Source organism: Pseudomonas sp. P42 (assembly GCF_017973755.1).
In the GTDB taxonomy this organism is placed as follows: Bacteria; Pseudomonadota; Gammaproteobacteria; order Pseudomonadales; family Pseudomonadaceae; genus Aquipseudomonas; species Aquipseudomonas iridis.
The window spans coordinates 231687-243880 of record NZ_JACOPU010000007.1 but is presented as its reverse complement, the minus strand read 5'-3'; the positions used below and the strand labels follow the sequence as shown (position 1 = coordinate 243880).

11 protein-coding genes are annotated in these 12194 nt (G+C 59.3%); 6 read left to right on the top strand and 5 right to left on the bottom strand.

Annotated elements, in window-relative coordinates:
• The first annotated feature begins 67 nt into the window (after positions 1-67).
• From H8B20_RS23215 to cysN, 3 genes are all read left to right on the top strand, one after another.
• A complete protein-coding gene (locus H8B20_RS23215; protein ID WP_042557683.1) occupies positions 68-826 on the top strand; it encodes a Nif3-like dinuclear metal center hexameric protein in 759 nt (252 codons plus the stop codon).
• Positions 827-1076: 250 nt separating this feature from the next.
• Complete coding sequence (gene cysD / locus H8B20_RS23210) at positions 1077-1994, top strand: sulfate adenylyltransferase subunit CysD (protein WP_007912374.1); 918 nt, start codon at positions 1077-1079, stop codon at positions 1992-1994.
• 9 nt (positions 1995-2003) lie between these two features.
• A complete protein-coding gene (gene cysN / locus H8B20_RS23205; RefSeq protein WP_210624747.1) occupies positions 2004-3902 on the top strand; it encodes a sulfate adenylyltransferase subunit CysN in 1899 nt (632 codons plus the stop codon).
• 205 nt (positions 3903-4107) lie between these two features.
• On the opposite strand, the gene H8B20_RS23200 is transcribed toward cysN, so the two are convergent.
• From H8B20_RS23200 to H8B20_RS23190, 3 genes are read right to left on the bottom strand one after another with little or no spacing between them, the layout of a single operon-like run.
• Positions 4108-5013 carry an acyltransferase gene (locus tag H8B20_RS23200; protein ID WP_042557685.1) on the bottom strand — a complete coding sequence of 302 codons (906 nt, stop codon included), beginning with the start codon at positions 5011-5013 and terminating at the stop codon, positions 4108-4110.
• The gene (gene pta / locus H8B20_RS23195) at positions 5014-7113 is read right to left on the bottom strand and encodes a phosphate acetyltransferase (protein ID WP_042557686.1); all 2100 of its coding nucleotides are present in this window, start codon (positions 7111-7113) and stop codon (positions 5014-5016) included.
• A gap of 60 nt (positions 7114-7173) precedes the next feature.
• The gene (locus H8B20_RS23190; RefSeq protein WP_042557687.1) at positions 7174-7500 is read right to left on the bottom strand and encodes a DUF3565 domain-containing protein; all 327 of its coding nucleotides are present in this window, start codon (positions 7498-7500) and stop codon (positions 7174-7176) included.
• On the opposite strand from H8B20_RS23190, the gene H8B20_RS23185 reads away from it, so the two are divergent.
• From H8B20_RS23185 to H8B20_RS23175, 3 genes are all read left to right on the top strand, one after another.
• Positions 7469-7954 (top strand): FKBP-type peptidyl-prolyl cis-trans isomerase, encoded by a 486-nt coding sequence (locus H8B20_RS23185; RefSeq protein ID WP_042557688.1) that lies wholly within the window; start codon positions 7469-7471, stop codon positions 7952-7954. The genes H8B20_RS23190 and H8B20_RS23185 overlap by 32 nt on opposite strands.
• 123 nt (positions 7955-8077) lie before the next feature.
• Positions 8078-8560 (top strand): glutathione peroxidase, encoded by a 483-nt coding sequence (locus H8B20_RS23180; protein WP_042557689.1) that lies wholly within the window; start codon positions 8078-8080, stop codon positions 8558-8560.
• A gap of 233 nt (positions 8561-8793) precedes the next feature.
• Positions 8794-9897, top strand: a complete 1104-nt coding sequence (locus tag H8B20_RS23175) for an NADH:flavin oxidoreductase (protein ID WP_042557690.1) — start codon at positions 8794-8796, stop codon at positions 9895-9897.
• A 136-nt stretch (positions 9898-10033) separates the two neighbouring features.
• Here H8B20_RS23175 and H8B20_RS23170 read toward each other — a convergent pair whose 3' ends face one another.
• Positions 10034-11233: a glycosyltransferase family 4 protein gene (locus H8B20_RS23170; RefSeq protein WP_210624746.1), complete on the bottom strand. Its 1200-nt coding sequence runs from the start codon at positions 11231-11233 to the stop codon at positions 10034-10036.
• Between the two features lie 54 nt (positions 11234-11287).
• A complete protein-coding gene (gene cysZ / locus H8B20_RS23165; RefSeq protein WP_042557692.1) occupies positions 11288-12040 on the bottom strand; it encodes a sulfate transporter CysZ in 753 nt (250 codons plus the stop codon).
• Between the last annotated feature and the right edge of the window lie 154 nt (positions 12041-12194).

The following is a 12194-nucleotide window of genomic DNA, read 5'->3' as shown; positions in this document are numbered from 1 at the left end:
CCGCCCATAATGTCGCGCATTATACGAGGCCACGCGTGCCTCTGAACGGGATATTTAGGAGTCTTTCATGGCCGTTGCCCTCAGCACCCTCGTCGAAGAAGCCGACCGATACCTGGCCAGTGCAAAAATTGCCGATTATTGCCCCAACGGCTTGCAGGTCGAAGGCCGTCCGCAAGTGATGCGCATCGTCAGCGGCGTCACTGCGAGCCAGGCGTTGCTCGATGCCGCCGTCGAGGCCGAGGCCGATCTGGTGCTGGTGCACCACGGTTACTTCTGGAAGGGCGAAAACCCCTGCGTCACGGGCATGAAGCAGCGTCGTTTGAAGACGTTGCTCAAGCACGACATCAGCCTGCTCGCCTATCACTTGCCGCTGGATCTGCACCCGGATGTCGGCAACAACGTGCAGTTGGCGCGTCAGTTGGACATCACCGTTGAAGGGCCGCTGGATCCGGATAATCTGAAAATAGTCGGGCTTGTCGGTTCGCTGAACGAGCCAATGACCCCGCGCGATTTCGCCCGCAAGGTCCAGGAAGTGATGGGCCGTGAACCACTGCTGGTTGAAGGCAGCGGGATGATCCGCCGGGTAGGCTGGTGCACTGGCGGTGGTCAGGGCTACATCGATCACGGCGTGGCGGCGGGTGTCGATCTGTTTCTCAGCGGTGAAGCTTCCGAGCAGACATTCCACAGCGCCCGGGAAAACGACATCAGCTTTATCGCCGCCGGCCACCACGCCACCGAGCGTTACGGTGTGCAGGCTCTGGGCGACTATTTGGCAAAACGATTCGCCCTCGAGCACATCTTCATCGACTGCCCGAATCCCATTTGAATCCAGCACCAATCCTGGTGGGAGCGAGCCTGCTCGCGAATACGATTTACGCTTCAATACAGCGCTGCCTGACACGACGCTTTCGCGAGCAGGCTCGCTCCCACATTGAATGCCTTCGCCCAAACGAGTGGGCATATTCATATGTCCTTTCGTTCTAGTTGGCGTCCTGATTAGAAGAGGTCGCTGTGCTAGGATTCCCCGCTCGAACACGGCCCGCTGGCCGTTCATAAGAAAGCTTTCGTGAGTAGCCATGGTCGACAAACTGACGCATCTGAAACAGCTGGAGGCGGAAAGCATCCACATCATCCGCGAGGTGGCCGCCGAGTTCGATAACCCGGTGATGCTGTACTCCATCGGTAAAGACTCCGCCGTGATGCTGCACCTGGCACGCAAGGCGTTCTTCCCGGGCAAACTGCCGTTTCCGGTGATGCACGTCGATACCCGCTGGAAATTCCAGGAAATGTACAAGTTCCGCGACAAGATGGTCGAAGAGCTTGGCCTGGACCTGATCACGCACATCAACCCGGACGGCGTGGCGCAGAACATCAACCCGTTCACCCACGGCAGCGCCAAGCACACCGACATCATGAAAACCGAGGGCCTGAAACAGGCGCTCGACAAGCATGGTTTCGACGCAGCGTTCGGCGGCGCCCGTCGCGATGAAGAGAAATCCCGCGCCAAAGAGCGCGTGTACTCGTTCCGCGACAGCAAGCACCGCTGGGATCCGAAAAATCAGCGCCCGGAGTTGTGGAACGTCTACAACGGCAAGGTCAATAAGGGCGAATCCATTCGTGTGTTCCCGTTGTCGAACTGGACCGAGCTGGACATCTGGCAGTACATCTACCTCGAAGGCATCCCGATTGTGCCGCTGTACTTCGCCGCCGAGCGTGAAGTGATCGAGAAGAACGGCACGCTGATCATGATCGACGACGAGCGCATCCTCGAGCACCTGTCCGACGAAGACAAAGCGCGCATCGTCAAAAAGAAAGTGCGTTTCCGTACCCTTGGTTGCTACCCGTTGACGGGCGCGGTGGAGTCCGAGGCCGAGAGCCTCACGGACATCATTCAGGAAATGCTCCTGACGCGAACTTCCGAGCGCCAGGGCCGGGTCATCGACCACGATGGCGCAGGCTCCATGGAAGACAAAAAACGTCAGGGTTATTTCTAAGGGGTTGTCATGTCGCACGTATCTGATTTGATCAGCGAGGACATCCTCGCCTACCTGGGCCAGCACGAACGTAAAGAGCTGCTGCGCTTTTTGACCTGCGGTAACGTCGATGACGGCAAGAGCACCCTGATCGGGCGCCTGCTGCACGACTCCAAAATGATCTACGAAGATCATCTGGAAGCCATCACCCGCGATTCGAAGAAAGTCGGCACCACCGGTGACGACATCGACCTGGCGTTGCTGGTCGACGGCCTGCAGGCCGAGCGTGAGCAGGGCATCACCATCGATGTCGCCTACCGCTATTTCTCCACCGCCAAGCGCAAATTCATCATTGCCGACACCCCCGGCCATGAGCAGTACACCCGCAACATGGCCACCGGTGCGTCCACCTGTGACCTGGCGATCATCCTGGTCGATGCCCGTTACGGTGTGCAGACCCAGACTCGTCGCCACAGCTTCATCGCGTCCTTGCTGGGGATCAAACACATCGTTGTCGCCATCAACAAGATGGACCTCAAGGACTTCGATGAAGGCGTGTTCGAGTCGATCAAGGCTGATTACCTGAAGTTCGCCGAAGGCTTGAAGATGAAGCCGACCAGCATGCACTTTGTGCCGATGTCTGCCCTGAAAGGCGACAACGTGGTGAACAAATCCGAGCGCTCGCCGTGGTACACCGGTCAGTCGCTGATGGAAATTCTCGAGACCGTGGAAGTGGCGGGCGACCGCAACTTCACCGATCTGCGTTTCCCGGTGCAGTACGTCAACCGTCCGAACCTGAACTTCCGCGGTTTCGCCGGCACCCTCGCCAGCGGCATCGTCAAGAAGGGTGACGAGGTCGTGGTGCTGCCGTCGGGCAAGAGCAGCCGTGTGAAATCCATTGTCACTTTCGAAGGTGAACTGGAGCATGCGGGTCCTGGTCAAGCGGTGACGCTGACCATGGAAGACGAAATCGACATCTCTCGCGGCGACCTGTTGGTGCATGCCGACAACGTGCCGCCGGTCACCGACAGCTTCGAAGCGATGTTGGTGTGGATGGCTGAAGAGCCGATGCTGCCGGGCAAGAAGTACGACATCAAACGGGCGACCAGTTATGTGCCGGGCTCGATTGCCAGCATCATCAACAAGGTCGACGTGAACACGCTGGAAGAAGGCCCGGCGAGCGCTTTGCAGCTCAACGAAATCGGCAAGGTCAGGATCGCGCTTGATGCGCCGATTGCCCTCGACGGTTACGAAAGCAACCGCACCACCGGCGCGTTCATCATCATCGATCGTTTGACCAACGGCACCGTTGGCGCTGGCATGATCGTCGCTCAGCCTGTTTCGCATGGCACCACGACACACCACGGCAAACTGGCGCATGTGGCGACTGAAGAACGTGCGCAGCGCTTTGGTCAGCAACCGGCCACCGTGCTGTTCAGCGGTCTGTCGGGCGCGGGCAAGAGCACGCTGGCTTATGCGGTTGAACGCAAGCTATTCGATATGGGACGAGCGGTGTTTGTACTCGATGGCCAGAATCTGCGTCAGGATCTGAACAAAGGTCTGCCGCAGGACCGCGCTGGCCGTACCGAGAACTGGCGTCGTGCCGCGCACGTTGCCCGTCAGTTCAACGAAGCCGGTCTGTTGACGTTGGCGTCGTTTGTGGCGCCGAGTGCCGAAGGTCGTGAGCAGGCCAAGGAACTGATTGGCAAGGATCGTCTACTGACGGTTTATGTGCAGGCTTCGCCGACGGTATGTGCAGAGCGTGATCCGCAGGGGTTGTATGCGGCGGGCGGCGATAATATTCCGGGTGAGTCCTTCCCGTATGACGTGCCGTTGAATGCTGACCTGGTGATCGACACTCAGGCGCTGTCGCTGGAAGAGAGCGTCAAGCAAGTGCTGGATCTGCTGCGTCAACGTGGCGCGATTTAAGCGATAAAGCAGCTGCAAGCTTCTGGTTTCAAGCTGCAAGAAAAAGCCCGCCGATGTGCAATCATCGATGGGCTTTTTTGTGACCTTAAGATGGCTATCGCTGGCAAGCCAGCTCCCACAGGGATTTTCAGCGCACACAAATTTTGTGTAAGGCAGAGAAACCTGTGGGAGCTGGCTTGCCAGCGATGAGGTCAGAACAGATGCTTCAAGACTTCGCTGGATACTCGCGGTGCATCTGTTCGAGCAGCGCGTCTTTATCCAGCCACAGCTGATTGATCCAGCCCTGGAACTGCAAACGATACTCACCGTCCTGATCGTAATTCTTGCCAATGAACTGCTGAGGAATCTTCAGCTCTTCAAAGTGCACCACTACGTCTCGCACGTTGCCGCACAGTAAATCCCAAAATCCCGGGCGCCCGGCTGGGTAGTGGATGGTCACGTTGACGATCGACTCCAACTGTTCGCCCATTGCATCCAGCACGAACGCAATGCCACCAGCCTTCGGCTTGAGCAGGTATTTGAACGGCGACTGTTGCTGTGCATGCTTGCCAGTGGTGAAGCGCGTGCCTTCGACGAAGTTGAAGATTCCCACCGGGTTGTTGCGAAATTTCGCGCAGGTCTTGCGGGTGGTTTCGAGGTCTTTGCCTTTTTTCTCCGGGTGTTTTTCCAGATAGGCCTTGGAGTAGCGCTTCATGAACGGGAAACCCAGCGCCCACCACGCCAGACCAATCACCGGCACCCAGATCAGTTCTTGCTTGAGGAAGAACTTCAGCGGCTGGATGCGACGGTTGAGTACGTATTGCAGCACCAGAATGTCGACCCAGCTCTGATGGTTGCTGGTAATCAGATAGGAGTGGTTGTAGTCGAGACCTTGCAGGCCGCTGATGTGCCAGCGCGTGCGGCGCACCAGGTTCATCCAGCCCTTGTTATTGCTGATCCACGCTTCGTGGGTGTGGCTCATCAGCCAACCGGCGATGCGCTGGGTGAAGGCGAACGGCAAGGCCTTGATCAGCGCCACGCAGAACAGGAACGAACACAGCAGAATCGTATTGAGCGCCAACAGCAGTGAGGCGATCACGCCGCGCAGCGGCGCAGGTAGGAAATCCAGCATTTACACATCCATAGGTCGGTTGGCGGCTTGAATCGCGGTGAGGGCGATGGTGTAGACGATGTCGTCGACTTGCGCGCCGCGCGGCAGGTCGTTCACCGGTTTGCGCAGGCCTTGCAGCATCGGGCCGAGGCTGACGCAGTCGGCGCTGCGCTGCACAGCTTTGTGTGTGGTGTTGCCGGTGTTCAGATCGGGGAACACAAACACAGTGGCGCGACCGGCCACCGGGCTGTTCGGTGCCAGTTGCCGAGCGACGGTTTCGTTGGCAGCGGCGTCGTATTGCAGCGGGCCATCGATCAGCAGCGAGTGCTGTTGTTCGTGGGCGAGCAGGGTGGCCTCGCGGACTTTCTCGACTTCCTCGCCAGTGGCCGATTCGCCGCTGGAGTAACTGATCATCGCCACGCGCGGGGTGATGCCGAATGCTGCGGCCGAGTCGGCGCTTTGCAGGGCGATCTCTGCCAGTTCGGTGGCGCTCGGGTGCGGGTTCATCACGCAGTCGCCGTAGACCAGCACTTCCTCCGGGAACAGCATGAAGAACACCGACGACACCAGCGTGCAGCCCGGCGCGGTCTTGATCAGTTGCAGGGCCGGACGGATGGTATTGGCGGTGGTGTTGATCACGCCGGAAACCAGGCCGTCGACTTCATCCAGCGCGAGCATCATGGTGCCGATCACCACGGTGTCTTCCAGTTGCTGCTCGGCCATTGGGGCGTTGAGGCTTTTGGTCTTGCGCAGGGCAACCATCGGCTCGACGTAGCGCTCGCGGATCAGATCCGGATCGAGAATCTCCAGCCCAGGCGGCAATACGATGCCTTGGGCGCGGGCGACCGCTTCGACGTCTTCGGGTTTGGCCAGCAACACACAACGGGCTATCCCGCGTTCCTGACAAATCGCCGCCGCTTGCACGGTGAATGGCTCGCTGCCTTCAGGCAGGACGATGCGTTTGTTGGCAGCTTGGGCGCGCTGAATAAGTTGATAACGGAACACCGCCGGCGACAGGCGCATCTCGCGTGGTGTACCGCAGCGCTGGTGCAGCCAGTTGGCGTCGAGGTGGCTGGCGACGAAATCGGTGATGATCTCCGCACGTTCGCGGTCGTCAATCGGGATTTCCTTGTTCAAGCCGTTGAGCAGGTTGGCGGTGTCGTAGGAGCCCGTGCTCACCGACAACACCGGCAATCCGGCCTGCAAGGCGCCACGGCACAAGTCCATGATGCGCGGATCGGGCAGGGTGTCGCTGGTCAGCAACAGGCCGGCCAGCGGCACGCCGTTGATCGCCGCGAGGCTGACCGCAAGGATGATGTCGTCACGATCCCCCGGCGTCACCACCAGCACGCCGGGCTTGAGCAGCTCAACGGTGTTGCGCATGGTGCGTGCGCAAATGATGATTTTGGTCATCCGGCGGGTTTCATAGTCGCCGGCGTTGAGCACTTGTGCGCCCATCAGGTCGGCGACATCGCGGGTCCGCGGTGCATTGAGTTCAGGCTGGAACGGGATGCAGCCGAGCAGACGGAAATCACCGCTGCGCAGCAACGGCGAGTGCTCTTTCAGACGTGCGGCAAACGCTTCCATGCTCTCGTCGGTCTTGACCTTGTTGAGGATCACGCCGAGGACTTTCGGGTCTTTCGGACCCCCGAACAATTGCGCCTGCAATTCGACGCGGCCGGAGAGTTCGGCGAGCACTTCGTTTTCCGGCGCCGAGACCAGAATCACTTCGGCATCCAGACTTTTAGCCAGATGCAGATTGACCCGTGCGGCGTAACTGGCGCTGCGGGTCGGTACCATGCCTTCAACCACCAGCACGTCTTTGCCGACGGCTGCTTGCTGATACAGGGTGATGATTTCTTCGAGCAGCTCATCGAGCTGGCCATCGCCAAGCATCCGCTCGACATGGGCCAGACCCAGCGGCTGTGGTGGTTTCAGGCCGTGGGTGCGCGCCATCAGTTCGGTGGAGCGCTCAGGGCCGGTGTCGCCCGGATGCGGTTGGGCGATCGGTTTGAAGAAACCGACTTTCAGCCCGGCCCGCTCCAGCGTACGCACCAGCCCGAGGCTGATGGAGGTCAGACCCACACCAAAATCGGTGGGTGCGATAAAAAAAGTTTGCATGCGAATTCTCTAAGGGTGCATGGCAATGGTGGCGATCTATACGTGACTGCCTACCGAAATTCAGGCGCCAAGGTTATCGCTAACCGAGCCTTGAGCGCACCAACCGCAGGCAAAGGGTTGGCCTATTTTTTCAATACGTTGCGCCGGGTCCAGCACCCACGCGCGCGATTGCCACGGTGGCTGGTGACGCAGGTGCTGAGTGTGGCCACAGGAAAGCTCGGCCACCCAGTGACCGTCCTCGTCCTGATGGAAGCCGGTAATCGTCGAATCCCGTTTGTCCGGGTTGTGTTCGCTTTCGCGCGTTTGCTTCGCTAAACTTGGTCTTTCTATATTCTTCTGCAAAAGGTCTCGCCCCATGCTGATCGCCGCCAATAAGGCTGTCTCCATCGACTATACCCTGACCAACGACGCTGGTGAGGTCATCGACAGCTCCGCCGGCGGCGCTCCGCTGGTCTACCTGCAAGGCGCAGGCAACATCATCCCGGGCCTGGAAAAAGCCCTGGATGGCAAAGCTGTTGGTGACGAACTGGAAGTTTCCGTTGAACCGGAAGACGCTTACGGCGAATACGCTGCCGAACTGGTCAGCACCCTGAGCCGCAGCATGTTCGAAGGCGTTGACGAGCTGGAAGTTGGCATGCAGTTCCACGCTTCGGCGCCGGATGGCCAGATGCAAATCGTCACCATCCGTGACCTGGACGGCGACGACGTCACTGTCGACGGCAACCACCCATTGGCCGGTCAGCGCCTGAACTTCAAAGTGAAGATCGTTGCTATCCGTGATGCCAGCCAGGAAGAAGTCGCTCATGGTCACGTCCATGGCGAAGGTGGCCATCAGCACTGATTTTCTGCGCTAAGCTTCGAGTACTGGAGAGGCGCCTGCGGGCGCCTTTTTTAGTCCGCGGCTGTCCTTGGTGGTCTCGCCAAGTGGCTGTTTCGAGTAGAACACGGGAATCTGGAGTTCGTCATGAGTGCTTTTCACGACCTTAAGTTGACAGCCCTGGATGGTCAGGAGCTACCGCTGGCGCCCTTCAAGGGCCAAGTGGTGCTGGTGGTCAACGTCGCCTCCAAATGCGGGTTGACCCCACAGTACGCGGCGCTGGAAAACCTCTACCAGCAATTCAAGGGTAAAGGCTTCAGTGTATTGGGCCTGCCGTGCAACCAGTTTGCCGGTCAGGAGCCAGGCACCGAACAGGAAATCCAGGATTTCTGCAGCCTCAACTATGGCGTGACGTTCCCTTTGTCGAGCAAGCTCGAAGTCAATGGTCACGAGCGCCATCAGCTCTATCGGCTGCTGGCGGGCGAGGGCGCGGAGTTTCCCGGTGACATCACCTGGAATTTCGAGAAGTTCCTGCTTGGCAAGGACGGCCGCGTGCTGGCCCGGTTCTCGCCGCGCACGGCGCCGGATGATCCGACCGTGATTGCTGCAATCGAGAAAGCGCTGGGCTAAAACCATCAAGATCAAGAGATCGTCCGATCGCGGCCCGAGCCTTCGGCAGCTCCTACAGGGGACTGCTGGGGCTGCGATCTTTTCGTTTGGCTTGCATTCGATTGTGTAGGAGCTGCCGAAGGCTGCGATCTTTTCGTTTCTATCCCTTAATCATTCAGATCAATAGTGGTGTTCAAGGCGTTTGCCGATCAATATTATCGCCGTCATAAAGTCATTCCCTGCGGAGTCTTCCCATGCCGGTTCAAGCCCTGTTCAAACCGTTCCACCTCGGCACTCTCGAACTGCCGACCCGTGTAGTCATGGCACCGATGACCCGTTCGTTTTCTCCGGGTGGCGTGCCGAACTCCAAAGTCATCGAGTACTACCGTCGTCGCGCTGCTGCTGGCGTCGGTCTGATCATCACTGAAGGCACCACCGTGGGCCATATTGCGTCCAACGGTTACCCGAATGTGCCGCAGTTCTTTGGTGAAGCACCCTTGGCCGGTTGGAAAAAAGTCGTCGACGCGGTACATGCCGAGGGCGGCAAGATCGTTCCGCAGCTGTGGCACGTCGGTAGCGTGCGCCGCATCGGCACCGAACCGGACGCCAGCGTGCCGGGTTATGGTCCGTCGGAAAAACTCAAGGACGGTCAGGTCGTAGTGCACGGCATGACCAAGCAGGACATCCAGGACGTGATCGGCGCCTTCGCCCAAGCGGCCAAGGATGCCCAAAGCATCGGCATGGACGGCGTGGAAATCCACGGCGCCCATGGTTATCTGGTCGACCAGTTCTTCTGGGAAGGCAGCAACCAGCGCACTGACGAATACGGCGGCAGTCTGGCCAACCGTTCGCGCTTTGCCATCGAGCTGATTCAGGCTGTGCGTGCAGCCGTCGGCGAGGGTTTCCCGATCATCTTCCGTTTCTCGCAATGGAAACAGCAGGATTACACCGCACGCCTGGTGCAAACCCCGGAAGCCTTGGGTGAATTCCTCAAGCCGCTGTCCGACGCTGGCGTGGACATCTTCCACTGCTCGACGCGGCGTTTCTGGGAGCCGGAATTCGACGGCTCCGAGCTGAACCTGGCTGGCTGGACGCGCAAGCTGACCGGCAAACCGACCATCACCGTCGGCAGCGTAGGCCTGGATGGCGAGTTCCTGCAGTTCATGGTCAACACCGACAAGGTTGCAGAGCCGGCCAGTCTGGAGAACCTGCTCGAGCGCCTGAACAAAGAGGAATTCGATCTGGTCGCGGTGGGGCGCGCACTGCTGGTCGATCCGGATTGGGCACTGAAAGTGCGCGAAGGGCGTGAGCAGGACATTCTGCCGTTCAGCCGTGAGGCGTTGATGACGCTGGTTTAAGCGGCGCCATTACTGACCCCTTCGCGAGCAGGCTCGCTCTCACAGGTTTCTCCGGTATTCACAAATCCTGTGTTCACTGGAGATCCCTTGTGGGAGCGAGCCTGCTCGCGAAAGTGGTTTCAAGACCAGTAAAGATCTATCGCAATGTCTGTGCATTAGGGACAACCTGCTCCCCAACGCACGCCCCGCGCAAATGCCCTTCAAACTGCTCGATAATCGCCGCCCACCCCTGGCGACTCGCATGCTGGCGCGCATTCAGGCGCACGCAGCGCAACGTTTCATACTTCTCCAGCAACCACGCCGCCGCATCGCAAAACGCCTCTTCATCGCCCGGCATAGCCAGCACGCCGCTGTAGCCGTGGCGAATATGCTGCGCCGCCGCTGCCTGATCGTAGGCCACCACGCCAAGCCCTGAGGCCAGCGCTTCGAGCACGACATTGCCAAAGGTTTCGGTCAGGCTCGGAAACAGAAACACATCGCCGGACGCATAGTGCGCGGCCAGCGCTTCACCGCGCTGTGACCCGCAGAAAATCGCCTCAGGCAGATCTTTCTCCAGCGCCATGCGTTGCGGCCCGTCGCCGATCACGATCAGCTTCAGAGTGCGCTGTGGATAAGTGTCGCGCAGCTTTTCAAAGCAGCGTTTGAGCAAACCGAGGTTTTTCTCTGGCGCGAGCCTTCCTACGTGAATCACCGCAATATCGCGCTCGCCCAGTCCCCATTGCTCACGCAGGGCGTTCAGGCGTTTGGCCGGGTGGAACAACTGGCTGTCCACACCGCGGGACAGCAACGCCAGTCGCTCGAAATGCCGCCGCTCCAGTTCCAGTCGCTGACTGATACTCGGCACCAGTGTCAGCGCCGAACGGTTGTGGAACCAGCGCAAATAATGCGTCAGGAGCCGCGTCAACAAACCGAGGCCGTACTGGCTGGTGTATTGCTGGAAATTGGTATGAAAACCACTGACCACCGAAATCCCCAGGCGCCGCGCCGCTCGCAACGCCGACAGACCGAGCGGGCCTTCAGTGGCGATGTACAGCACGTCCGGACGCTGGTGCTTCCAGCGCCGCAGCAACTTGTGCATCGACGACTGGCCCCATTGCAATCCGGGATAGCCCGGCAGCGGCCAGCCCCGGCACAAGAGCAAGCCATCGTCTTCAGTACGCTGCGGATCGCCGGCCTGACGTGGGCGTATCAGGTCGACCCGATGTCCACGCGCTCGCAGTCCATCGCACAAGCGGCCAAGGGTGTTGGCCACGCCGTTGATTTCCGGTGGGAAGGTTTCGCTGATCAGAGTGATATGTAGAGCTGTCGTCATGACCTCAGTGTCGGCTGAGGCCATGTCGTGCTTGTGACGTTCGGATGATGGATTTGTGACGGGCTGTTATTGAGCGCCTCAGCGCTGAGTCACCAGATTCTCGGCACCGCGCTCACGTACCCAAAACAACGTTGCCCCAGCCACCGCGGCGGGCATCATCAGGATGTTGACCACCGGAATCAGCAGCACCAGATACACGATCCCGCCGAAACTCATGCTCTGCCAGCGCTTCTCGCGCAGCCAGGCGAGCATCTCGTTCCAGCCCAGTTTGTGGTTGTCCGCCGGGTAGTCGATGTACTGGATCGCCATCATCCACACGCCGAACAACAGCCACAGCGGCGCGGCGATGATGTTCACCACGGGGATGAACGAGAGAATGAACAGGCCGATCGCCCGAGGCAGGAAGTAGCCGAGTTTGCGCATTTCCCGGGCCAGGGTACGCGGGACCATGGCGACCAGCTCACCCCAGCTGAAGGCCGGGAAGTCGTCGGTGCCACGCACCACCACCTCGACTTTTTCCGCGAGGAAACCATTGAACGGCGCAGCAATGATATTGGCCAGCATGGTGAACGTGAAAAACACCATCAACGCCACCAGCACCACGAACAGCGGCCACAGGATATAACTGAGGAAACTCAGCCACTCGGGCAGCGATGGCATCAGCGTATCGACCCACAGACTGAACTGGTGGCCGGCCAGATAGATCAATCCGACGAACAGCACCAGGTTGATCGCCAGCGGCAGCAACACGAACAGGCGCAAGCCGGGACTGAGAACCAGTTTGAGGCCTTCACGCAGGTATTGCGGGCCAGACAGAACAGGGGCGGGCATAGGGTGCTCCGAGCAAGGGAAAACGCGCCGACCTTACCGACTTTGCACTACGTGCGAAAGCGCGGCAGAGTGATCGACATTCACTGTAACAAAGACGTCCATCTCGTCAGTGTCTCGGCATAGAGACCACCTATGAGCTGGATTGTTAAACCGT